Here is a 22565-nt window from a genome sequence, read left to right as displayed (position 1 = left end):
ACGATGCGCGGCGCCGACGGCGAGTCCGGTTGAGGGGATGACGCTCATGCTCGGGCAGCCGCGAACCGGGCGACAAGGGCGCTTCGGGGGCAGATCATGGGCGAAAACTTTCCGACGCACGCAAGGTATGAGAGCGCTCTCACGCAATCGTTAACCGGCGGGAACGTGGCATGAGGCAGATGAAACACTCGACTGATAGACAGGTCGGGTCTTCATCGGCGACGAAAGGACGTGGCGTGTCGAGCGGAGTGGTGCCGGAGACGGACGAGGTGCTGGTGCTCTGCGTGGGAATGCCGCTGCGGCATGTGGGTGAGCTCGCGAAGCTCCTCCGCGACCTGGCGGTGGTCGTCGCCGCGCCGGATGTCGAGGGCGCGCTCACGCTGCTGCGTGAGGTCCACGCGCATCAGGAGGACGCGGGTCATCCGCCCTACGCGGCGCTTCCTTCGGCGCACGAGACGCGAGCGGCCGGGCCCGCCGCACCGCTGATCATCGGGACGCTGCGCATCGCGTCGGCCTCCCGCGAGGTCTCGGTGGCCGGCATCCGGGTGCACCTGTCGGCGCAGGAATTCGACCTGCTCGCCGCCCTCGCCTCCGACACCCACCGCGTCTGGTCGTTCGAAGACCTCACGGCACAGGTGTGGCGAACGGAGTACCTCGGCGACCGCGAGCACGTCAACTCCGCGATCAAGAGACTCCGCCGCCGTCTCTCCGGCCGTCCGGGCATCCGGATCGTGTCGGTGCGCGGTGTGGGCTATCGCTTGGTGGTGGGAGGCGCGTCGTCGGTGCCGACCGCCCTCACCGATGCCCTGCGTCGCTCGCAGCGGCGGCCGCGCCCCGACGACGCGGCAGAGGACGCCGCGTGACCTACCGGCCGCGTTCGCCGATGCGGGCCGCCAGCGACGGCGGCGCGAAGCGCGCGAGGGCGACGAGCACCCTGTAGCGGCGGGACGGGATCGATACGGCGCGGCCGCGGGCGGCGTCGCGCAACGACTCCGCCACCACATCCCGAGCGTCGAGCCACATCAGGTCGGACACCCCCTCCTCACCCCGAGCGAGGCCGAGGCGCTCGTGGAAGTTCGTGTGCGTGTAGCCCGGGCACACCGCGGTGACGGTCACGCCGCGCGGCCCGTAGCGCCCGTTCGCCCAGCGGCTGAAGCTCACGAGCCACCCCTTGCAGGCGCCGTACGTCGAGCGCGGGATGAACGCCGCGACCGACGCGACGTTCACGATCCGTCCGTGCCCGCGGGCGAGCATCCCGCCCAGCGCCGCATGGGTCAGCCGCATCGGCACTTCGACGTGCAGCTGCAGGTGGCGGACCTCGTCGTCGATGTCGTTCGCCTCGAATGCCAGCGGCAATCCGAAACCGGCATTGTTCACGAGGATCTCGATGGGCCGCGTCTCGTCGGCGACGCGCGCCACTACCTTCTCGCGCTGGCTGCCCTTGAGCAGGTCGGCGGCGAGGATCTCGACCTCCACGCCGTACGTCGAGCGCAGGCCCACTGCGAGCCGCTCGAGGGCCTGCCGGTCGCGGGCGACCAGCACGAGGTCGGCGCCCTTCGCCGCCAGCTGCCTCGCGTACTCCGCGCCGAGCCCCGAGCTCGCGCCGGTGATGAGCGCCGTCTTCGCCATGCGCGCCAGCCTATTGGCGCGGAGCCGCGGGCTCATGCGCCGGCACCAGCCGGAGGAAGCGGTAGCGGATGCCGGAGCGCGACGTATGCCAGCCTTCCGCGGGGTCGACCGACGTCGTGCGCCAGCCGATCCTGTCCGGTGCCTCGGTGTCGCCGGGCACCTCGAGATCGAGCTCGGTGACCTCCAGGAGATCGGCGAGGTCGATCGCATCTCGGAAGAGCTGCCCGCCGCCGATCACCCAGATCCGCTCCGGCTCGCCTTCGGCGGCCATCGCGAGGGCGGCCTCGAGCGACCCGGCACGGTCGGCGCCGGCGTCAGCCCAGTCCTCCTGGCGGGTGATGACGATGTTTCGTCGGCCCGGCAGCGGGCGGAATCGCGCCGGGAACGACTCCCACGTGCGGCGTCCCATGACGACCGGCGCACCGAGCGTGAGGGCTTTGAAGTGCGCCAGGTCTTCGGGGACGTGCCACGGCATGCCGCCCTGCGCGCCGATGACGCCGTGGTGCGCCTCGGCCCAGATGAGGCCGATCGGAGACGTCATACCGCGACGGCGCCGCGGATCGCGGGGTGGTGCTGATAGTCCTCGAGTACGAAGTCGTCGTAGCGGTAGTCGAAGATCGAGTCGGGCGTGCGCGCGATGCGCAGCGTCGGATAGGGGTACGGCTCGCGGGTCAGCTGCTCGCGCACCTGCTCGAGGTGGTTGTCGTAGATGTGGCAGTCGCCGCCGGTCCAGACGAAGTCCCCGGGCTCGAGGCCCGCCTGCTGAGCAACCATGAGGGTCAGCAGCGCGTAGGAGGCGATGTTGAAGGGAACGCCCAGGAACAGGTCGGCACTGCGCTGATAGAGCTGGCACGACAGCTTTCCGTCGGCCACGTAGAACTGGAACAGCGCGTGGCAGGGTGCGAGCGCCATGTCGGGGATGTCGGCGGGATTCCAGGCCGAGACGATCAGGCGCCGCGAATCCGGATTCGCGCGGATCTGGTCGAGCACCAGCGCGATCTGATCGATCTGCTCGCCGGACGGCGTCGGCCACGACCGCCACTGCACGCCGTAGACGGGGCCGAGCTCGCCCGCGGCATCCGCCCATTCGTCCCAGATGGTGACGCCGTTCTCCTGCAGCCAGGCCACGTTGGACTCGCCGCGCAAGAACCACAGCAGCTCGTACGCGATGGACTTGAAGTGCACGCGCTTGGTGGTGATGAGGGGGAAGCCCTGCGAGAGGTCGAAGCGGATCTGGCGCCCGAAGGCACTGGTCGTGCCGGTGCCCGTCCGGTCGTCCTTGTGCGTGCCGTTGTGGAGCACGTCTCGCAGCAGGTCCTCGTACGGGGTCGGGATCGGCGTCGTCACGGCTGCCACGATACCCGCGGCAGGCGACGTCCGGGTCGGGCGCGCCGCTGCGTGCCACGCGACCGTCCGTGTTACGGCGAACGCGACACATTGGCGTTTTCGGCCCCTGCGCAGGCGAAAAGGGTTAGCCTGATCTGCTGTGACCCTGGTCGGAGCTCTCATCACCCTCGCCGCGCTGCTCGTGGCGACCGTGGCGATCGGCGTCTTCGTGAACTGGCGCCAGCCCCGCGCACGTCACAACATCGAGCACGAGGTCATCGAGCCCGCCCGTCTCGGCGCCGACGGGCTCGGCGAAGTCGCGACCCTCCTGCAGTTCAGCACCGAGATGTGCGCGCGCTGCCCCGGTGTGCATCGCACCCTTGCCGACATCGCGGATGGCCACGCGGGCGTTCGCCACCTCGACGTCGATCTGACGCACCGCCCCGACATCGCCAAGCACTTCCACGTGCTGCAGACGCCGACGACGCTCGTGCTCGACCGCGACGGCGTCGTGCAGACGCGCTTCGGCGGCGCCCCGAGCCGCGACGTGCTCGAGCTGGAGCTCAACCGGCTGATCGCCGAGGACGCGAATGTCTGAGCGAGCGGAGAACCCCGCGGGAGGGCGACCGCAGCGCGGCATCGACCCCCGCGGCCCGCGGTTCGTCGCCGGCATCACCGCGGTGCTGCTGCTGATCGACGTCTTCCTCGGACTGACCGGGCTCTCGACGGCGCAGCTCGGCGACGCGTTCCCCTTCGGCTTCGTCGGATCCGTCGACTTCGCCTTCGTCGCGGGAAAGCCCGCGTGGCTCATCACGTTCGCATCGCCGGCGCAGCGATTCCTGGACCCGGCTTTCCTCCTCCTGCTCGTGATCGCCCTGCTGTTCCTCTGGGGCGTCCTCTCGCCCCGCACCTCGCCGTGGAGCGCGCTGTACCGCACCGTCGTCGCCCCGCGCCTCGCGCCTCCGAAAGAGCTCGAGGACCCGCGCCCGCCGCGCTTCGCGCAGGGCGTCGGCCTGTTCGTCTCGGTCATCGGACTCGCGCTGCACCTGCTCGGCGTGCCGTGGGGGCTCACCATCGCAGCCGCGGCCGCGTTCGTCGCCGCTTTCCTCAACGCCGTCTTCGGACTGTGCCTGGGCTGCCAGCTGTATCTGCTGCTGCAGCGCTCCGGATTCGTCGGTCGCGGCCGACCGGCCTCCGCCTGACGGGACGCCGTCGCGCCCGAACCGTCGCGGCGCGGCATCCGTCGCGGTTAGGCTGACGCGAGACGCCCACTGCACGGGCGCCGAGCGAGCGAGGAGGCCCCACATGACTGTCACCAGCGAAGCCACCACCGCCTGGAAGGGCGCACTGTTCGACGGGTCCGGCGAGGTCAGCCTCGTGTCGTCGGGCCTGGGCACGTACCCCGTCAACTGGAAGGCGCGCAGCGAGGGCTCGACGTCGGTCACGACCCCCGAGGAGCTCATCGCCGCGGCGCACTCGTCGTGCTTCAGCATGGCACTCTCGCTCGCGCTCGCCGAGAACGGCACTCCCCCGGAGTCCATCGACACCACCGCGTCGGTGACCTTCAAGCCGGGCACCGGAATCACCGGCAGCCACCTCAACGTCAACGCCGTCGTGCCGGGACTCGAGCCCGAGGACTTCGAGCGCATCGCGCAGAGCGCGAAGACCGGATGCCCGGTGTCGCAGGCCCTCGCTGGGATCGAGATCACCCTCGAGGCGACGCTTGCCTGAAGACCGTCCGCCGGCCGGCGGCGGTCGGCGGATCGTCGTCGCCGGTGCGTCGGGGCTCATCGGCGGGGCGCTCGTCGAGAGCCTCCGCGCCGACGGCTTCACGGTGACGACGCTCGTGCGCCGGCCGGCCGAGGCCGCCGGCGAAGTCGAATGGCTGACGACGGCGGAGCCGCTCGACCCTGAGGTGCTCGCCGGCGCCGCGGCCGTCGTGGGGCTGAACGGCGCGAGCATCGGCCGGTTCCCCTGGACGGGCGCGTACAAGAACACGCTGCTGTGGTCGCGCATCGAGCCGACCCGCGCTCTCGCCCGCGCGATGCGCGAACTCGGGCCGGATGCCCCTCATTTCGTGTCGGCATCGGCCGTCGGCTATTACGGTTCCCGGCCGGGCGCGCGGCTCTCCGAAGACGCGCCCCGCGGCGACTCGTTCCTCGCCGACCTCTGCGGCGAGTGGGAGTCCGCGGCGCTCGGCGCCGGCGACGACGCCGCAGTGACGATCGTCCGCACGGCGCCGATCGTGCACCCGCGCGGTGTGCTGAAGCCGCTGCTGCTCCTCACGCGGCTCGGCGTCGCCGGGCCCATCGGCCGCGGCACGCAGGCATGGCCGTGGATCTCGCTCGAGGACGAGGTGCGCGCCATCCGCCACGTCATCGACGCCCGCCTCACGGGCCCGGTGAACCTCTCCGGCCCGACGCGCGCCACGGCCAACGATCTCGGATTCGCCCTCGCCGTGAGGATGAACCGCCCGTTCCTGCTGCGCGCGCCGGTCTGGGGCATGAGACTCGTGCTCGGCCCCGACGCCACCGAGGCGCTGCTCACCTCGGACGCGAACGTCGTGCCCACGGCACTCCTGCAGTCGGGCTTCGAGTTCTCGCACCCGACCGTCGAGGACGCTGTCGCGGCCGCCGTGCCCGCCGCACCCTGACCCCGTGCCGGCTCGGTGCACCGGCCCGCGGCCGGATCAGTGGGCGCGGTCGGCGGTCTCCAGGCGGATCGCGGTGCGCACCGCCTCGCGCGCACGTCGCCGGTCGCCGGCGGCATCATAGGCGAGGCCGAGCCGGTACCAGGCGCGCCAGTCGTCGGGATGGGCCTCGGCCTCCGCGCGGTACGCGGGGAACACGGCATCCCCGTCCTCGCGCAGGACGCGGCCGCTCGGACGCACCGTCACCTCGTCAGCCGGCAGCCCGCCCTCGGCCTCCAGCCGTCGTCCGAGCTGCTGCGCCCGGACGCCGAACCACAGCTCGCGGCCGAGAGCCCACGCGGCGATGACCGGGAGGGCGACGAGGGCGACACCCATCGCGATGCCGATCGGATCGCCGCTGGCGACCAGCAGCCACGCACGCTGCCCGACGAGCACGATGTACAGCGCGAGCAGCGCCGCCATGACGACGACGCCGATACGAGCGCTCATACGCCGGTCGCGCGCGCGACCTGGCCGGGCACTCCACCCTCGTCGACGGGCCGCACGTCGGCGGGCGCCGCGCGGCCCCCGATGCCGATGTCGATCAGGCTGTCGAGGCCGACGATGACTCCGCTGGCATCGCGTGCTGCCGCGAGGGCGAGACGGATGCCGGGACCGTACGCCTGTGCAGGCTCCACGGTGTCGTGGACGATCGTGAGCGACTCGCCGGCTCCCGAGAGGATCGTCTCCTGGCGCGCGACGACTCCGGGGCGGCGCAGCGAGTGGATCGGCACGCTCGCGACCTGCTGTCCGCGGGCACGCTGGTCGACGTGGGGCGACTCGACGGGGCCCACCGTCTCACGGGCCGCCGCGATCAGCTCCGCGGTGCGCACCGCGGTGCCGCTCGGCGAGTCGATCTTGGTCTCGCGGTGCGCCTCGACGATCTCGATCGAGGGGAAGAAAGGCGCCGCAGCCGCCGCCAGGGCGGAGCCCAGCACCGAGCCGATCGAGAAGTTGGGGATGAAGACGGCGCCGGTGCCCGCCGCTTCGACCAGTGGGCGCACGAGGGCGATGCGCTCCGCGGACCAGCCGGAGGTGCCCACGAGCACGTTGATGCCTCGCTCGATCGCCGCGCGCACGACGTCGATCGACACGGCCGGCGTCGACGCGTCGACCACCAGATCGGCGCCGTCGAGCTCGGACAGCTCCGACCGCGACGAGAGGACGCCGGCGACTTCGAACGCCGGCTCGGCCTCGACCGCATCGCGGATGATCGCACCGAGCTTTCCGGTGCCGCCCACGATGGCCACGCGTGTCGTCATGGATCCATCCTAGGCGGCGGCCGCAGAGCACTCCCGGCCGGTCGCGCCCGCGCGGACGCCTACCCTGGAGGAGTGGTGAAACTGCGCTCCTCCCCCGTCGACGCACCCGATGCTCACGCACTGCTGGCCGAGTACTTCCAGATCCGCACCGAAGGATTCGCGGTCCAGGGCGTCTCGTATCGCACGACCTTCCCCGACCCGGCCGCGTTCGTGCCGCCCGCAGGCGTCTTCGTCGTGCTCGACGACGACGAGGGCGTCGCGCAGGGCTGCGGCGGCATCCGTCTCATCCCGGAGGGGCCGCTCGGCACCCGCTACGAGCTCAAGCACCTCTACCTCCGCCCGTCCACGCGCGGCCGGGGCTGGGGCCGTCTGCTGGTCGAGGAGCTGGAACGGCGAGCCCGCGAGTTCGGCGCGGCCGAGCTCGTGCTCGACACGCACCACTCGCTCGAGGCGGCCGGCGCCCTGTACGCGCGCACCGGCTTCGAGGCCATCGAGCCCTACAACGAGAACCCGAACGCCTCCCGCTGGTACGGCAAGGCGCTCTGAGCCGCAAGCCGCGTCAGACCGGGTAGACCTCCGGAAGGCCGGTGCGCAGCTCGACGGGCAGGTGCGCCATGTCGTTGTGCGACAGCAGCGTCCACGGGCGGCCCTGCTTCTGCGCGATGACGGTCAGTCCGCAGTGGGCCTGGTTGAGCGTCATCCAGCGCCAGTCGGGCGCCTGCAACACCTCGCGCACGAACCACGCGATAACGAAGTTGTGCGTGATGAGCAGCTCGTGCACCTCGCCGCGCTTGCGGGCGAGGAACTCGCTCGTCGCGTCGGACATCTGGGCGCGCCCGGCCTCGACCTCGGCCTCGGTCACCGAGCCGAAGAACGGCTCGAAGGCCGCCGGCGTCTCCTCGGTCATGCCGGTGGGCACGCAGTCGAACAGCAGCGCCGACGGCTCGGGCGACAGCGACGGCATGCGCTCGGCGACAGCCCGTGCGGTCTGGCTCGCCCGCTCGAGCGGCGAGTGCCACACGGCGTCGAACGGAACGCCCGAGAGTCGATCCGCGAGCAATGCCGCCTGCCGACGCCCACGAGGGGACAGTGGCCCGTCGTGCAGTCCGTGCTCGGCATCCTGGTGTTCACCGTGCCGCACGAGGTAGATGTAGTGCGTCACGCAGCTCACTCCGTCGGGGGTCACGTGCCTGGGGAAAGGCACTTCCTCCACACTACGACACCCCGTCGACGCGGCCCACGAGGCTGTGGAGGGGCGCGTCGCCCGCGGCACCGCGAGCGTTCTTCGCTACTCCGAGGCCCGTGCGATGTCGGACAGCTGGGCCCGGCTGAGCCGGACGCCGACGCCCTGTACGAGCTCTTCGACGTGCTGCGGTGCGTAGGCGTTCACGATCGGCGCGACGACGAGCTTCTGGGCGAGCAGCCACGCCATGGCGACCGCGGCGTCGGGCACGCCGAGCTCGGCGCCGACGGCGTCGAGCGCCCGGAGCGTGCGGCTGCCGCGACGATTGAGGTTCGCTGCCAGCTGCGCTCCGCGTACGGACAGGGCGCCGCGCAGCTTCGACCGCTGCCTGCCCGCCAGGAACCCGTGCTCGAGGGCGTGGGACGGGGTCACGGCCATGCCCTGCGCGCCCGCGACGAGGCGCAGGTCCGCATCGAACTCGTGGCGACGCAGCACGTTGAAGGGGACGTCCAGCACCGTGATGCGCGGGTACCCGGCCGACGCGAAGATGCGCGCCTCGACGAGCTGTGCGGCGCTGTAGCCGATGGCGCCGAGCGCCCGGACCTTGCCGGCCTCGACCAGCCATTCCGCCGTCGCGAGCGTGTCCTCGAGAGAGGATCCGGGGTCGGTCGTCGCGTCGAGGTAGAGCACGTCGATCCGGTCGGTGCGCAGCCTCGTCAGCGACGCCTCCACGGCGCGGACCAGGTTGACCGGCCCGAGACCGGGGTTGTCGGCGTGACCGCCGACGCGGACCGCGAGCACCACGTCGTCGCGCAGGCCGCGCGACTGCAGCCACTGGCCGATGATGTGCTCGCTGCGGCCGCTGGAGTAGCTGTCGGCGGTGTGCACGGCATTGCCACCCAGCTCGACGTAGGCATCGAGGATCGCGTGGCTCGACTCGAGGTCGACGTTCCACCCGAATTCGGCGGCACCGAGGATCAGCGGGAAGACATCGGCGCCGCTCTCACCGAGCGCGACGCGGACGTTGCTGCCCACCGCGGGACCCTGGACGGGGATCGGCGCGGACGGGTGCGGACCACGTGCACTGCCGCTCTCCGCCGCCACAGCGGTGGTGGCCGGATCCGGGCTCGCCGGTGGGAGCGTCGAGTCAACGCCGAAGTAAGCCATGTCCCACCCCCTCACGGCGCCCCTCGGAGCTCCGTGATCACTGTGCGCGCGCCCCCCGGCGCGTACTCACAGGCTAGGACAGTCCGGACAGTGCACCGGTCACTGAGGCGAACTGTCGATAAACATTACATAACGCTTTCATCACGACCCGCGGATCCTTGCCGATTTGTCCCCCTTTCGGGGGACAGATTGAGCGATCTGCCGACCGGACGACGGATGCCCGCCCCTCGGACGAGGGACGGGCATCCGTGAATCTGCGGCTCTTACGTCCGCTGAACGCGTTCAGCGAGCGGGCGAGCCCTGCAGGTCTGTCATTCAGCCTTCGGCGGGACCCTCCGGGCCCTCGCTGGCCGCAGCGCGACCCTCCTGGTCGGCCGCCTCTTCGAGCACCGGCTCGAGCGAGAGCTTGCCGCGGTCATCGATCTTCGTGATCTTCACGAGGAGCTTCTGACCGACGTTGAGCACGTCCTCGACGTTCTCCACGCGCTTGCCACCGGCGAGCTTGCGGACCTCGCTGACGTGCAGCAGTCCGTCCTTGCCGGGCAGGAGCGAGATGAACGCGCCGAACGTCGCGATCTTCACGACCGTTCCGAGGAACTGCTCGCCGACCTCCGGGTTGGTGGGGTTGGCGATCGCGTTCACCTGAGCGCGGGCGGCCTCGGCCGACGGGCCGTCGGTAGCGCCGATGTAGACGGTGCCGTCCTCCTCGATGGAGATCTGCGCGCCGGTCTCGTCCTGGATCGCGTTGATCGTCTTGCCCTTCGGGCCGATCAGCTCGCCGATCTTGTCGACCGGGATCTGCACGCTGATGACACGCGGCGCGGTGGGCGCCATCTCGTCCGGACCGTCGATCGCGGCGTTGAGCACACCGAGGATCGTCAGGCGGGCGTCGCGGGCCTGCTGCAGCGCGGCGGTCAGCACCGACGACGGGATTCCGTCGAGCTTCGTGTCGAGCTGGATCGCCGTGACGAACTCGCTGGTGCCGGCGACCTTGAAGTCCATGTCGCCGAGGGCGTCCTCGGCGCCGAGGATGTCGGTCAGCGCGGCGTAGCGCGTCTGTCCGTCGACCTCGTCCGACACGAGACCCATGGCGATGCCGGCGACGGGGGCGCGCAGCGGCACACCCGCGTTCAGCAGCGACAGCGTGGACGCGCACACCGAGCCCATCGACGTCGAGCCGTTGGAGCCGAGAGCCTCGGACACCTGGCGGATCGCGTACGGGAACTCCTCGCGGCTGGGCAGCACCGGCACGAGCGCGCGCTCGGCGAGGAAGCCGTGCCCGATCTCGCGACGCTTCGGCGAACCGACACGGCCGGTCTCACCGGTCGAGTAGGGCGGGAAGTTGTAGTGGTGCATGTAGCGCTTGTGCGTGACGGGCGACAGCGAGTCGATCTGCTGCTCCATCTTGAGCATGTTCAGCGTGGTGACACCCAGGATCTGGGTCTCGCCGCGCTGGAAGATCGCCGAGCCGTGGACGCGCGGGATGACCTGCACCTCGGCGTCGAGCGGACGGATGTCGGCCAGGCCGCGACCGTCCATGCGGACGCCCTCGGCGAGGATGCGACCGCGGACGATCTTCTTCGTCACGGACTTGTAGGCGGCCGAGAACTCGAGCGTCGCGACAGCGGGGAGCTCCCCGGCCTCGACGGCGGCGAGCAGCTGAGCCTTGACTTCGTCCTTGAGCGCGTCGTCCGCGTTCTGACGCTCCTGCTTCTCGGCGATCTGGTAGATCGGCACGAGACGGTCGTAGGCGCGACCCGCGACGAAGTCGTACGTCTCCTGGCTGTAGGGCAGGAAGACCGGGAATTCCTTGATCTCCTTGGCAGCCGTGTTCGCGACGACGTTCTGCGCGGCGACGAGCTGCTTGATGAACGGCTTCGAGGCCTCGAGACCCTCGGCCACGACCTGCTCGTTCGGCTTGGTGGCACCACCCTTGATGAGGTTCCACGAACCCTCGGTGGCCTCGGCCTCGACCATCATGATCGCGACGTCTTCGTTGCCATCGGCATCGGTGATGACGCGGCCGGCGACGATCAGGTCGAAGACGGCGTCCTCGAGCTGCGTCACGGTCGGGAACGCGATCCACTGGTCGGCGTTCTCGCCGTGGCCGGGGACGAGCGCGAGGCGCACACCGGCGATCGGGCCGGAGAACGGCAGACCCGAGATCTGGGTCGACAGCGAGGCCGCGTTGATCGCGAGCGCGTCGTAGAACTCGCCCGGCGCGATCGAGAGCACGGTCACGACGATCTGCACCTCGTTGCGGAGGCCGTCGACGAACGACGGACGCAGCGGGCGGTCGATGAGGCGGCACACCAGGATCGCCTCCGTCGAGGGGCGACCCTCGCGACGGAAGAACGAGCCGGGGATCTTGCCTGCCGCGTACGAGCGCTCTTCGACGTCGACGGTCAGCGGGAAGAAGTCGAAGCCCTCGCGGGGCTGCTTGCTCGCGCTGGTGGCCGAGAGGAGCATCGTCTCCTCGTCGAGGTACGCGGCGACCGCGCCCTGCGCCTGCTGCGCGAGTCGTCCGGTCTCGAACCGGACGGTACGGGTGCCGAAGCGGCCGTTGTCGAGAACGGCTTCCGCGGCGGTGATTTCAGGACCTTCCAAGAGGTCTCTCCTTCTTTGTTTAGGCTCGCACGCGCGTTTCGCGCACGAGCTTGTGCGAAGGAGCAGGAACAGGCAGATCTCGGCGCGCGGCGATCGCCGCGATTCGCGCCAGCACTGGCCACCAGTAGAAATCCACCCGGCGCCGGCGCGACGAGGAGACCACCACAGGGGACCAGCTAGCTGCCGGCCTGCTCCGTGAGCTCATATTGAATTGAGCGGATGCCCGAGGGCAGCCTGTCCGATCCTATCAGTGGTGCCCGCCCGGGCCTCACCGTCGCGGGTCCACCCGGAAACACCGAATGACATCGTCGCCGGGCGTGCGTAGGGTGGGGGTCATGAGCACCGACGAGAAGCCGGCGGGCGCGGCATCCGATGAGATGAAGCGCAAGTTCAAGGAAGCACTTGACAAGAAGAACGCGCAGCACCGCGAAGGAGAGTCCCACCTCGACGGCGACTCTGCCGTCCACGGAACCCACGGGGCTGTGACCAAGCGCGAGTTCCGCCGCAAGAGCGGCTGACGATCGAAGGCCGGCATGAGCGACTTCCGTGAGCGGATCCCCGACGACGAGCGCGATGTGCCGCTCGACGACGACGCCGAGTTCGAGCTGCCACCGGCGACCCTCGACCCGATGGAATCCGTCGAGAAGCAGGTCGACGACCTCGATCTGGAGGAGCGGGAGTCGGCCGTCGAGTCCGGCGAGATCGATCCCGACGCGTGAGCGACGCCGGGTCCCCGCAGCGGGAGGACGCCGCAGCCGTGGCCGATGATGCTGCGGGTGGCGCGCCCGACAGGGTGCGGCGGCTGCGCCGGGAGGCGTGGGGCTTCGCGATCGGCTCTCTGTGCTTCTTCGCGGGAGCGTTGCCGCTATATGCGGACTGGGCGGGCCCGGTCTGGACGAACGTCACGTTCTTCGTCGGCTCCGTGTTCTTCACCGTCGCAGCGCTGATCCAGCTGATGCTCAGCGGACGGCGTCCGCCGAGGGAGCACACGAACCGACCCGACCGGGCGGACTGGTGGTCCGCCGCGATCCAGTTCGCCGGCACGCTCCTGTTCAACGCCTCGACGCTCGTCGCGCTGGTCGCGGCCATCGCGCGCCCCGATGCCGTCGGCGTCGGGTGGCGTCCGGATGCCTGGGGATCTCTCGCGTTCCTGGTGTCCAGCTTCCTGGCGATCGAAGCCACGCGCGGTCGCGAGCGTCTGTGGGATCGCGATGCCCGCACGTGGCACGGCACCGGGCTCAACATGGTCGGGTCGATCGCGTTCGCCGTCTCGGCGGTCGCCGCCTACGTCGTGCCGTCGACGGGCGATCTCGTCAGCCTGACCTGGACGAACCTCGGCACGGCGATCGGCGCCCTCTGCTTCTTCGCCGCAGCGGTGCTGTCACGCCGCACCATCCACCACGGCGACATCCTGAGGCGCCTGCGCCGTCACCCGGCGGCGTGAACCGGTCTCATCCGCCGCAGGGGCTGCGACACCGCCGACGCAGAGCTCCGCGCCCCGGTGCCGTGGCACGGGGGCGCGGCGCCGTGCGGGTCAGCGGGTGAGCTGGGCGGCACGGTCCCGCGCGCGCTGCTCCTTGGCCCCCGCCTCTACGACGGCGGCCTCCTCGAGGCCCTGGACGCCCACGGCGTCCGGCGACTCCGACATCCCGTCGTGGTCGCTGCCCGCCAGTGTGGTCTCGTCGAACGGCAGCTCGCCGGCGAGCACCCGCCGGGCCCGCGGGGCGTCGAACTCCTTCGTCCACGAGCCGATCAGCACGGTCGCGACCGCGTTGCCGGTGAAGTTCGTGAGCGCCCGGCCCTCCGACATGAACCGGTCGATGCCGACGATGACGCCGACGCCGTTGACGAGGTCGGGGCGGTAGGCCTGGAGTCCCCCGGCCAGCGTCGCGAGACCCGCGCCGGTGACGCCGGCGGCACCCTTCGACGCGATGATCATGAACACCAGCAGGCCGATCTGCTCGCCGATCGACATCGGCGCGCCCATGCCGCTGGCGATGAACAGCGACGCCATCGTGAGGTAGATCGCCGTGCCGTCGAGGTTGAACGAGTATCCGGTGGGCACGGTGATGCCGACGACGGGCTTGGACACCCCCAGGTGCTCCATCTTCGCGATCAGGCGCGGCAGCGCCGACTCCGAGGACGACGTCCCCACGATGAGGAGGTACTCGCGCGCCAGGTACTTGATGAGGCTGAAGATGCTCACCCGGGTCACCGCGTACAGCAGCGTGCCGAGGATCCCGACGATGAACACGATGCACGTGATGTAGAACGCGACCATCAGGAGGCCCAGGCTCCAGATCGCCGCGACGCCGGTGTCGCCGACGACCGCGGCGATCGCGCCGAACGCGCCGATCGGCGCCAGCCACAGGATCATGCCCAGGATGCGGAACACCAGTGCCTGCAGATGCTTCACGGCGTTCATGATCGGCTGTCCCTTGGCGCCCATCTGCTGCAGCGCGAAGCCGACCAGCAGTGCGATGAACAGCACCTGGAGCACGCTCTCGCCCGTGAACGCGGAGAAGAATGTCAGGGGGATGATGCCGAGGAGGAACTGCTCCGTCGTCTTGGCCTCGGCGGTGGCCTCGTACGTCGCGTTCGCCATGTTGAGGCCCTCGCCCGGGTGGAGGACATTGCCGACGACGAGGCCGATCGCGAGCGCGAACGTGGACATCACCATGAAGTACAGGAGGGCGAGTCCGCCGATCTTGCCCACGGTCGCGGCCTTCGCGATCGAGCCGACGCCCACGACGATCGTGCAGAAGATGATGGGGGCGATCATCATCTTGATGAGGCTGACGAAGGCGACGCCCAGGGGGCGCATCGCCTGGCCCACCTCGGGCCAGAGAAGGCCGACCGCCGCTCCCAGCACCACCGCGGCGATCACCGCCACGTAGAGCCACGTGTGCTTGTCCCATGCCTGCTTGCCGCGGCGCCAGTTGAAGCCGGGAAGGGTGAACGAAGTCGTCCGGGTCGAAAGAGCCATCATCGCCTCCTGTGTGAACAGTCGTTGTCCGAGACGTCGGAACCGGGTGCGGGTCCGACGTGTTGCCTAGCGTGCGCGCCACCGGTGAGAGCGGTGAGTTGTGGTCGTATTGGTCGTGGGATCCCGGGCCCGCGATCGACGCCGACGGGAGAGGATGGAGCAAGCACAGCCACGAGGAGGTCGCATGCACGCAGACGCTCGCCGTGTCAGCGCGGCGTCGCTGGTCTTCATCGCCGTGGCGGCCGCCGTCGTCGTCTTGGTCGCGCTGCTCGCGCTGCTCCTCGTCCTCGATGCGCAGCGCTCGGCGCGGGCGGAGGCCGAAGAGGTGACGCGCGGGGTCGCGACGTCGATCGCGGTCGCCCCGTCCGTGGCGGACGCTCTCGGCGGTGACGATGCCACCGCCGTGCTGCAGCCGTTCGCCGAGGGCATCATGGCGGGTGCCGGCGTGGACTTCGTCACGATCATGACGCCCGACGGCATCCGTGTCACCCACCGCGATCCCGCCGAGATCGGGCGTGCGTATCTCGGAACGATCCCGAGCGAGCCCGTGGCGCTGACCGAGGAGTTCGCGGGCACGCTCGGTCCATCGGTGCGGACGATCGTGCCGATCGAAGCCGGCGGCGGCGTCGTCGGCTGGGTGTCGGTGGGCAGGACGGTCGGCAGCATCGCATCCGACCTCCTCCCCCGGCTTCCGTTCGTCGTCGTCATCGTGCTCGCGGTGCTCGTGGCCGGGCTCGCGGGCGCTCTCCTCGCCCGGCGCACGACACGCCGGCTGGCGGGAGATCTGCCGGCCGGCAGCATCCGGGACGCCGTCGCCTCGTACGAGTCGATGCGCACCCTGGGCGAGGCGCTGCGGGCGCAGACGCACGAGCACGGCAACCGCATGCACACCGCCGTGTCGCTGCTCGAGCTCGGTCGCACACGGGAGGCGATCGAGATCCTCACCGAGACGTCCCGCCAGAGTCAGGCGCTGGTCGACCAGGTCGCCGCGCGCCGCGACGGCGACCCCACGGTGGGCGCCCTGCTCCTGGGCAAGGCGGCGCAGGCGCGCGAGCACGGCGTCGAGTGGAGTGCCGAGATCGACCCCGCGGCGCCGCGCAGTGTGCTCTCGCCCGTTGACGCCGTCTCGGTGGTCGGCAACCTCATCGACAACGCGCTGGATGCCGCGGCCTCGGGCGAGCCGCCGCGCTGGGTGCGCATCGCCTTCGAGAACGCCGCGCCCGGTGCGCTCCGGATCGTCGTGGCCGACAGCGGCTCCGGCATCCCGGACGATCTGCGCGATCGGGTGTTCGAGCACGGGTTCTCGACCAAGCCGGCGGGCGCGGACGGGCGGGGCGTCGGCCTGGCGCTCGTCCGGTCGATCGTCGAGGACGCGGGCGGGAGCATCTCGATCGCCTCGGCTCCGACGACGTTCACCGCCGTGCTGCCCGCGAGGCAGCCGTGATCGGGGTGCTGCTCGTCGACGACGACGCCCTGACACTCGAGCTGCATCGAACCTATGTCGAGCGGCTCGACGGGTTCCGCGTGGCGGCGGAGTGCACAGGCGCACGGGCAGCCGTCGCCGCCATCCTCGGCCGCCCGGCAGACATCGACCTCGTGCTGCTCGACGTCACGATGCCAGACGGCACGGGACTGGACGTCCTGCGACAGATCCGTTCCCGGGCGTCCGATGTCGACGTCGTCGCGGTCACCGGCGTCCGCGACGCCGAGGTGGTGCGACAGATGGTCAGCCTGGGGGTCTCGCAGTACCTGGTCAAGCCGTTCACCTTCGGAGTCTTCCGCGAGCGCCTCGAGCAGTACCGCGAATATCGCCGGCGGGCCGCGGAAGCGGCCGGCTCGCCGACGCAGTCGGAGATCGACGCACTGCTCGGTGCGTTCCGTCCCGCGCTGCCCGTGGCCCTCCCCAAGGGACTGGCGGGCGACACCCTCGCGAAGGTGACGGCCGACGTGCGGGAGCACGGACCCGTGTCGGCCGGCGAGTCCGCCGCGCGGCTGGGGATGTCGCGCGTCGCCGCGCGCCGCTACCTCGAGCACCTCGTCGAGGCCGGGCGCGTGAGCCGTTCCCCGCGCTACGGCACCCCCGGGCGGCCGGAGTCGGAGTACGCCTGGCGGGACGCCGGCTGACGCCGGAGTGGCGGCGCCGCTCCGGGTGGCCCCCCGAGCCCCCTCACGTGGTGCGGCTGCGGGAGCGCACCTCGCCGCCCCCGCCGATGACCACGTACCCGCTGTGCTTCGGCGCGACGCCGTCGCCCGCGGTGCGTCCCCGGAGGCGGCGCCACGCCCAGGGCAGGACGTCGCGGCTGAGCCACGTCCCGTGCGCGACGGGATCGTCGTCGGCGTGGAGGGCGGCGTCGAGTCCGCCGAGCGCCTCGGCGTCGCGGACGCCGAGGCGCTCCGCCGCGCGATAGGCCAGGAACCGGTGTCCTCGCGAGCGCAGGTGCACCCGATCGGACGCCCACAGGTCGAGATCCCCGATCGCGGGGATCGCGTCGAGATCGAGCAGCATCGCGCCGGTACCCGCGGCGATCCGCCGGAGCTCCGAGGCGAATACGGCGAACCTGCGCTCGAACAGCACCGCCGCACGCCGGTGTGGAAGGAACGGCGTGACGAGGAGGACGTCGATCCCGGCGTCCCGCAGGGCGCGGACGGATGCCTCGAGCTCGGTCGCGAGCCCGGCGATGTCGACACGCCGGCCGACGAGATCATTGGCGCCCATCAGGATCGACACGAGATCCGGGCGCATCGCCAGTGCCAGCGGGAGCTGCTCCGCCGTGAGGTGACGCACCCGGCGACTGCGCACGGCGAGGTTCGCATACCGGAACGGCGCCGGGCCGGTCGCCTCGTGCGCGAGCAGCTGCGCCAGGCGATCTGCCCAGCCGCGGTACTGCCCGGCGGGCATCCGCGACGTGTCGCAGAGCCCTTCGGTGAGCGAGTCGCCCAGGGCGACGTACCGTGACCAGCGCGGCCGCAGCGCGGACACGGCGGAGGGCGACGACGGTCGGATGCCGGCACGCCGGCGCTGCGCGTCGTCGAGGGGGCGCAGCATCCGGGCGTCCTCGTAGTGGCAGACGAGCTGACGGCACACGGCATCCCACGAACGGTCGCGCACCGAATCGCGGGCCGCCACGGCGAACGCACGGCGCTTTCCCTCATCGCCGGCGAGGTCGGCGACGCGGGCGCGGAGGTCGTGCAGATCGCCGGGACGGTAGAGCCACCCGTCGACGCTCGATCGCACCAGGTCCACGGGCCCGCCGACCCCGGTCGCCACGACCGGAACACCGCTGGCCAGCGCCTCCTGGATCGTCTGGCCGAAGGTCTCGCTCTCGCCCGGGTGCACGAACACGTCGAAGCTCGCGAGCGCCTCGGCGAGCGCGCCACCGGTGAGGTGACCGGTGAACACCGCATCGGGCAGCGCCCGCTCCAGCGCCGGACGCGCAGGCCCGTCCCCGACGATCACCAGACGCGTGCCGTCGATGCCTGCGAGCGCAGCGAGGTCTTCGACCTGCTTCTCGGGTGCGAGGCGGCCGACGTAGCCGACGATCGTGCTGCCCGGGGCGACGCGCGTGCGCCACGTGTCACTCCGCCGCTCCGGACCGAAGCGGGCGGTGTCGACGCCGCGCCCCCATCGACGCAGCCTGTCGACGCCGAGATCCTCGAGCTGCTGCAGGGAGGCCGTCGACGGGGCCAGGGTGAGGGTGGCGCGCCGGTGCAGGCGGGCGACGTGGCGGCCGACGAGGACGGCGGCCTGCGGCATCCCGTACTTCTGCGCGTACGCGACGACGTCGGTCTGATACACGGCGACAGCAGGCACGCGCAGCGCGTCTGCGGCCGCGAGCCCCTGCCAGCCCAGCACGAACGGCGACGCCAGGTGCACGACATCGGGCCGGAACTCGCGGAGGATCGCCGTCAGGCGCGCGGCCCGGGCGAACACGATGCGCACCTCGGGATACGACGGCAGCGGCGTCGACCGCAGCAGCTCGGTGCGGGCGCCGTGGAGGTCGGTGGTGATCTCACCGGCGCGCGGCGCGATGACGAGGGTCTCGTGACCTTCGGCGGCGAGATGACGGAGGACGTGGAGTACCGACCCCGTCACCCCGTTCATGTGGGGCAGGAACGATTCGGCGAGCAGTGCGACTCTCACGCCTCCAGGCTGACGGGGCGGGAAGCGACGGATGCCCCGAACCGGCGCTTGCACGGAAGTGTTCACCCGATGCACCTCGGCAGGCCACCGGACGGGCCCCGTTCCGTCGCCGTTCACCGCGGCGGACTACCAAGGAGACGTGGTCGAGGAGCTGCTGACCGAGGTCGCGCGAAGTCCGTGGGCGCTCTTCGTGCTGTTCGCGCTGGTGCTGGGCGACGCATTCCTCGTGGTGATACCGGGCGAGGCGGCGGTGACGGCGTTCGGCGCCCTCTCGGTGTCGGGCGGCGAGCCGCCGCTGGGCGCCGTCATCGCCGTCGCCACCGTCGCCGCCATCGCCGGGGATGCGGCCTGCTATCTCGTCGGGCGCACGATCGGACTCGACCGGTGGCGCTGGATGCGGGCACCGCGCGCACGTGCCGCGCTGACGTGGGCGCAGGCGCGCCTCGAGCAGCGGACGGCGCTCGTGCTGTTCACGGCGCGATTCATCCCGTTCGCCCGCCTCGCGGTCAACCTCGCCGCGGGGGCGACCCGGATCGGCGCGGTGCGGTATCTCGCCGTCGATGCGCTGGCGGCATCCCTGTGGGCGCTGTATCAGGCGCTCATCGGTGCGGCCGTGGCGGCGCTGCTGCCCGGCGGTCCGGTGGTCGCCGTCGTCGTGTCGGTCGTCGTGGCCGTCGGCATCGGCGTCGGCATCGATGCGGTGCTCGCGCGCCGCCTCCGCGGCACGCGCACCGTGGGCGAGCTCCCGCGCGGCGACTGTCGGCGCGACCGGCCAGGATGGATCCGTGGCAGACGAGACCTTTGACGCATACGACGAGCGCTTCCTCGGCATCCCCCTCCCCCTCCCGCGGCCTTCGGCTGCGCGGGAGGTGCGCCTTCTCACCTACCCGCGCTTCACGATCCTGCTCGAGCCGCAGCGGCGCCTCGCGGTGGTGACGGCGGTGAACATCGACGGCGCCACGCTCCAGGATCTGCCGCGCACGGGCGAGTGGGAGCTGGACCCCCGGATTCCCGCCACCGAGCAGGCGGGACCCGCCGTCTACGCATCGAACGACCTGGACCGCGGGCATCTGGTGCGCCGGCGGGATCCTGGCTGGGGCACGGCCGCACAGGCTCGGGAGGCGACAGAGGCGACGTTCGTCTATCCCAACGCCGCTCCGCAGGCGAGCGGGTTCAACCAGTCGAAGGAGCTGTGGCTCGGGCTCGAGGACCATGTGCTGGAGTTCGCCGACACGACCGACGAACGGCTGAGCGTCTTCACCGCCCCGGTCCTCGCTGACGACGACCCGCCCTATCGCGGCATCCGCATCCCGCGGCGCTTCTTCAAGGTCGCCGCATGGGCGACGCAGGACGGAGGGTCGTCGCCCGGCCTCGCCGCGGCGGGCTTCCTGCTCGACCAGTCCGAGCTGATCGACGTGACCCAGGGAGCCCTCGCGGTGCCTTCGCTGGGCGCCTTCCGCACGTTCCAGGTGCCGATCGCCGACATCGAGGCCCTGACCGGCGTCGACCTCGGCGGACTCGTCGACGCCGACGTGATGCCCCGGGTCGGTGCCGCAGACGCCGCGGTGCGCGGAGAGGACGCGTGGCGCCCCCTCCGCGCACCGGAGGACGTGTATCTCGGCTGAGGGTTCGCGGGATCACTCGCCCGCGAGGCCGCCCAGCAGGTGGCCGAACGAGCGCCCCTCGCCGAGGTAGTTGGCGGGGTCGAACGGATCGGAGTCCGTCGCCGGCTCCCGCCGCGCGATCGCGTCGGCGAGCTCGCGCGCGCCGCGGTCGATCCGCTCACCGAGCGGTGCGATGTTGTCGGCCGACGAGCCCCAGTCGCTCGACGCGGCGAACACACCCGTCGAGACCGGCTCGGCGTGCAGGTACGTGAACAGCGGCCGGATGGCGTAGTCGATCGCGAGCGAGTGGCGAGCGGTGCCTGCGTTCGCGCCGATCAGCACTGGCTTGCCGGTGAGCGCGTCGGGGTCGAGCACGTCGATGAACGACTTGAACAGGCCCGAGTAGCTCGTGGAGAAGATCGGCGTCACCGCGATGACCGCGTCGGCCGAGACGACCGCGTTGATCACGGACTCCAGGGCGGGCGGAGCGAACCCCGTCAGGAGGTTGTTCGTGATGTCGTGGGCGTAGTCGCGCAGCTCGAACACGTCGACCTCGATCTCGATGCCGCGCTCCGACAGCTGCTTCGCCGTCGCGGCGGCGAGCCGATCGGCGAGCATGCGCGTCGAGGACGGGTTCGACAGACCCGCCGAGATGACGGCGATACGGCGAGCGGTCATGTCACGCCTCCTTCCGGCCGAGGCCGAATGCGGCACCTGCGGGCGCCGGGCTGTCCTGGTACGGGCTGGTTCCCACGAGGTTGTCGCCGCGGTTCGCCCCGGGCACCGCCTGCCGCGGTGCCTGGTCGCCGTAGGCTGCGGCCACGAGGTTCGCGTGGGTCGGGGCGTCCGGGACCTCCGGCGCCCGGTTCTTCTGCAGCTCCTTGCGCAGCACCGGGACGACCTCGCCGCCCAGGATGTCGAGCTGCTCGAGCACCGTCTTCAGCGGCAGGCCGGCGTGGTCCATGAGGAACAGCTGGCGCTGGTAGTCGCCGTACGTCTCGCGCATGGCGGCGTAGCGGTCGATCACCTGCTGGGGCGAGCCGACGGTGAGGGGCGTCATCTCGCTGAAGTCCTCGAGCGACGGACCGTGGCCGTACACGGGGGCGTTGTCGAAGTAAGGGCGGAACTGCGCCACCGCATCCTGAGACTTCGCGGCCATGAAGACCTGACCGCCGAGGCCCACGATCGCCTGCTCGGGCGTGCCGTGACCGTAGTGCGCGTAGCGCTGGCGGTACAGCGCGATCAAGCGCTGGTAGTGCTCCTTGGGCCAGAAGATGTTGTTCGCGAAGAAGCCGTCGCCGTAGTAGGCCGCCTGCTCCGCGATCTCGGGAGTGCGGATCGAGCCGTGCCACACGAACGGCGCCACACCGTCGAGCGGGCGCGGGGTCGACGTGAAGCCCTGCAGGGGCGTGCGGAACTGGCCCTCCCAGTCGACGACATCCTCACGCCACAGGCGGTGCAGCAGGTTGTAGTTCTCGATCGCGAGCGGCAGGCCCTGGCGGATGTCCTTGCCGAACCACGGGTACACCGGGCCGGTGTTGCCGCGGCCGATCATGAGGTCGGTGCGCCCGCCAGACACGTGCTGCAGCATCGCGTAGTCCTCGGCGATCTTCACCGGGTCGTTCGTGGTGATGAGGGTCGTCGCGGTCGACAGGATGAGGCGTTCGGTCTGCGCGGCGATGTACGCGAGCGTCGTGGTGGGCGACGACGACCAGAACGGCGGGTTGTGGTGCTCACCGAGGGCGAAGACGTCCAGGCCCACCTCCTCGGCGTGCTTGGCGATCTCGATCGTCGCCCGGATCCTCTCCGCCTCACTGGGCGTGGTGCCGTCGGTCGGGTCCTGGGTGATGTCGCTCACCGTGAAGATGCCGAACTGCATTCCCGACCACGTGGTGCTCTCGCTCACGATCGCTTCTCCGCTCCCCTGACTCAGGGCTCCGTTCGCCGTGCGGGATCTCCGTCGCGGACGAA

Annotated in this window: 25 protein-coding genes; 13 read left to right on the top strand and 12 right to left on the bottom strand. The window is 71.0% G+C overall.

Features of this window, described 5'->3' with window-relative positions:
- The first annotated feature begins 236 nt into the window (after nt 1-236).
- Nucleotides 237-863 carry a winged helix-turn-helix domain-containing protein gene (locus Q9R08_RS19150; RefSeq protein ID WP_308869781.1) on the top strand — a complete coding sequence of 209 codons (627 nt, stop codon included), beginning with the start codon at nt 237-239 and terminating at the stop codon, nt 861-863.
- 1 nt (nt 864) lies between these two features.
- On the opposite strand, the gene Q9R08_RS19145 is transcribed toward Q9R08_RS19150, so the two are convergent.
- Genes Q9R08_RS19145 through Q9R08_RS19135 form a run of 3 tightly spaced genes read right to left on the bottom strand, consistent with a single transcriptional unit; the run spans nt 865 to nt 2976 of the window.
- On the bottom strand, nt 865-1629 hold the full coding sequence (locus tag Q9R08_RS19145) for an SDR family NAD(P)-dependent oxidoreductase (protein WP_308869780.1): 765 nt from the start codon (nt 1627-1629) through the stop codon (nt 865-867).
- 10 nt (nt 1630-1639) lie between these two features.
- The gene (locus Q9R08_RS19140) at nt 1640-2170 is read right to left on the bottom strand and encodes a dihydrofolate reductase (protein WP_308869779.1); all 531 of its coding nucleotides are present in this window, start codon (nt 2168-2170) and stop codon (nt 1640-1642) included.
- A complete protein-coding gene (locus Q9R08_RS19135) occupies nt 2167-2976 on the bottom strand; it encodes a thymidylate synthase (RefSeq protein ID WP_308869778.1) in 810 nt (269 codons plus the stop codon). The genes Q9R08_RS19140 and Q9R08_RS19135 overlap by 4 nt, the downstream gene beginning before the upstream one ends.
- 139 nt (nt 2977-3115) lie before the next feature.
- Between Q9R08_RS19135 and Q9R08_RS19130 the strand changes: the two genes are divergently transcribed.
- From Q9R08_RS19130 to Q9R08_RS19115, 4 genes are all read left to right on the top strand, one after another.
- The gene (locus Q9R08_RS19130) at nt 3116-3553 is read left to right on the top strand and encodes a TlpA family protein disulfide reductase (RefSeq protein ID WP_308869777.1); all 438 of its coding nucleotides are present in this window, start codon (nt 3116-3118) and stop codon (nt 3551-3553) included.
- Complete coding sequence (locus Q9R08_RS19125) at nt 3546-4157, top strand: DUF4395 domain-containing protein (RefSeq protein ID WP_308869776.1); 612 nt, start codon at nt 3546-3548, stop codon at nt 4155-4157. Before Q9R08_RS19130 ends, Q9R08_RS19125 begins: the two co-directional genes overlap by 8 nt.
- Nucleotides 4158-4260: 103 nt before the next feature.
- Nucleotides 4261-4686 carry an OsmC family protein gene (locus tag Q9R08_RS19120; protein ID WP_308869775.1) on the top strand — a complete coding sequence of 142 codons (426 nt, stop codon included), beginning with the start codon at nt 4261-4263 and terminating at the stop codon, nt 4684-4686.
- On the top strand, nt 4679-5608 hold the full coding sequence (locus Q9R08_RS19115; protein ID WP_308869774.1) for a TIGR01777 family oxidoreductase: 930 nt from the start codon (nt 4679-4681) through the stop codon (nt 5606-5608). Before Q9R08_RS19120 ends, Q9R08_RS19115 begins: the two co-directional genes overlap by 8 nt.
- Nucleotides 5609-5644: 36 nt before the next feature.
- Here Q9R08_RS19115 and Q9R08_RS19110 read toward each other — a convergent pair whose 3' ends face one another.
- Together Q9R08_RS19110 and dapB are read right to left on the bottom strand one after the other, a co-directional pair.
- A complete protein-coding gene (locus Q9R08_RS19110) occupies nt 5645-6094 on the bottom strand; it encodes a tetratricopeptide repeat protein (RefSeq protein WP_308869773.1) in 450 nt (149 codons plus the stop codon).
- Nucleotides 6091-6906 carry a 4-hydroxy-tetrahydrodipicolinate reductase gene (gene dapB, locus Q9R08_RS19105; protein WP_308869772.1) on the bottom strand — a complete coding sequence of 272 codons (816 nt, stop codon included), beginning with the start codon at nt 6904-6906 and terminating at the stop codon, nt 6091-6093. The genes Q9R08_RS19110 and dapB overlap by 4 nt, the downstream gene beginning before the upstream one ends.
- 72 nt (nt 6907-6978) lie before the next feature.
- Here dapB and Q9R08_RS19100 point away from each other — a divergent pair, with 72 nt between their 5' ends.
- Entirely contained in the window at nt 6979-7452 is a 474-nt protein-coding gene (locus Q9R08_RS19100) for a GNAT family N-acetyltransferase (RefSeq protein WP_308869771.1), read from the top strand.
- Nucleotides 7453-7465: 13 nt separating this feature from the next.
- Here Q9R08_RS19100 and Q9R08_RS19095 read toward each other — a convergent pair whose 3' ends face one another.
- From Q9R08_RS19095 to Q9R08_RS19085, 3 genes are all read right to left on the bottom strand, one after another.
- Nucleotides 7466-8068, bottom strand: a complete 603-nt coding sequence (locus Q9R08_RS19095) for a histidine phosphatase family protein (protein ID WP_308869840.1) — start codon at nt 8066-8068, stop codon at nt 7466-7468.
- 126 nt (nt 8069-8194) lie between these two features.
- Nucleotides 8195-9256, bottom strand: a complete 1062-nt coding sequence (locus Q9R08_RS19090; RefSeq protein WP_308869770.1) for an aldo/keto reductase — start codon at nt 9254-9256, stop codon at nt 8195-8197.
- Nucleotides 9257-9571: 315 nt separating this feature from the next.
- Nucleotides 9572-11863, bottom strand: a complete 2292-nt coding sequence (locus Q9R08_RS19085; protein WP_308869769.1) for a polyribonucleotide nucleotidyltransferase — start codon at nt 11861-11863, stop codon at nt 9572-9574.
- Nucleotides 11864-12198: 335 nt separating this feature from the next.
- Here Q9R08_RS19085 and Q9R08_RS19080 point away from each other — a divergent pair, with 335 nt between their 5' ends.
- From Q9R08_RS19080 to Q9R08_RS19070, 3 genes are read left to right on the top strand one after another with little or no spacing between them, the layout of a single operon-like run.
- Nucleotides 12199-12381, top strand: a complete 183-nt coding sequence (locus tag Q9R08_RS19080) for a DUF5302 domain-containing protein (RefSeq protein ID WP_308869768.1) — start codon at nt 12199-12201, stop codon at nt 12379-12381.
- 15 nt (nt 12382-12396) lie between these two features.
- Nucleotides 12397-12582: a hypothetical protein gene (locus Q9R08_RS19075; RefSeq protein ID WP_308869767.1), complete on the top strand. Its 186-nt coding sequence runs from the start codon at nt 12397-12399 to the stop codon at nt 12580-12582.
- A complete protein-coding gene (locus tag Q9R08_RS19070; protein ID WP_308869766.1) occupies nt 12579-13307 on the top strand; it encodes a YrhK family protein in 729 nt (242 codons plus the stop codon). The genes Q9R08_RS19075 and Q9R08_RS19070 overlap by 4 nt, the downstream gene beginning before the upstream one ends.
- A 90-nt stretch (nt 13308-13397) precedes the next feature.
- On the opposite strand, the gene Q9R08_RS19065 is transcribed toward Q9R08_RS19070, so the two are convergent.
- Nucleotides 13398-14849 (bottom strand): cation:dicarboxylate symporter family transporter, encoded by a 1452-nt coding sequence (locus tag Q9R08_RS19065; protein WP_308869765.1) that lies wholly within the window; start codon nt 14847-14849, stop codon nt 13398-13400.
- Between the two features lie 184 nt (nt 14850-15033).
- Here Q9R08_RS19065 and Q9R08_RS19060 point away from each other — a divergent pair, with 184 nt between their 5' ends.
- Both Q9R08_RS19060 and Q9R08_RS19055 read left to right on the top strand, forming a co-directional pair.
- A complete protein-coding gene (locus tag Q9R08_RS19060) occupies nt 15034-16293 on the top strand; it encodes a sensor histidine kinase (protein WP_308869764.1) in 1260 nt (419 codons plus the stop codon).
- Nucleotides 16290-16973, top strand: coding sequence for a response regulator (locus Q9R08_RS19055; protein WP_308869763.1), 684 nt, complete (start codon nt 16290-16292; stop codon nt 16971-16973). The genes Q9R08_RS19060 and Q9R08_RS19055 overlap by 4 nt, the downstream gene beginning before the upstream one ends.
- 43 nt (nt 16974-17016) lie before the next feature.
- Here Q9R08_RS19055 and Q9R08_RS19050 read toward each other — a convergent pair whose 3' ends face one another.
- Nucleotides 17017-18990, bottom strand: coding sequence for a glycosyltransferase (locus Q9R08_RS19050; RefSeq protein ID WP_308869762.1), 1974 nt, complete (start codon nt 18988-18990; stop codon nt 17017-17019).
- Between the two features lie 139 nt (nt 18991-19129).
- Here Q9R08_RS19050 and Q9R08_RS19045 point away from each other — a divergent pair, with 139 nt between their 5' ends.
- Both Q9R08_RS19045 and Q9R08_RS19040 read left to right on the top strand, forming a co-directional pair.
- Entirely contained in the window at nt 19130-19795 is a 666-nt protein-coding gene (locus Q9R08_RS19045; protein ID WP_308869761.1) for a DedA family protein, read from the top strand.
- On the top strand, nt 19776-20615 hold the full coding sequence (locus Q9R08_RS19040) for a DNA/RNA non-specific endonuclease (protein WP_308869760.1): 840 nt from the start codon (nt 19776-19778) through the stop codon (nt 20613-20615). The genes Q9R08_RS19045 and Q9R08_RS19040 overlap by 20 nt, the downstream gene beginning before the upstream one ends.
- 12 nt (nt 20616-20627) lie before the next feature.
- On the opposite strand, the gene Q9R08_RS19035 is transcribed toward Q9R08_RS19040, so the two are convergent.
- A complete protein-coding gene (locus Q9R08_RS19035) occupies nt 20628-21272 on the bottom strand; it encodes an FMN reductase (RefSeq protein ID WP_308869759.1) in 645 nt (214 codons plus the stop codon).
- Nucleotide 21273: 1 nt separating this feature from the next.
- Nucleotides 21274-22473: an LLM class flavin-dependent oxidoreductase gene (locus tag Q9R08_RS19030; protein ID WP_308869839.1), complete on the bottom strand. Its 1200-nt coding sequence runs from the start codon at nt 22471-22473 to the stop codon at nt 21274-21276.
- Nucleotides 22474-22565 lie beyond the last annotated feature (92 nt).

This window comes from Microbacterium psychrotolerans, assembly GCF_031085295.1.
In the GTDB taxonomy this organism is placed as follows: domain Bacteria; phylum Actinomycetota; class Actinomycetes; order Actinomycetales; family Microbacteriaceae; genus Microbacterium; species Microbacterium psychrotolerans.
The sequence above is the reverse complement of the archived record's forward strand: the minus strand, read 5'-3'. Positions and strand labels throughout refer to the sequence as shown.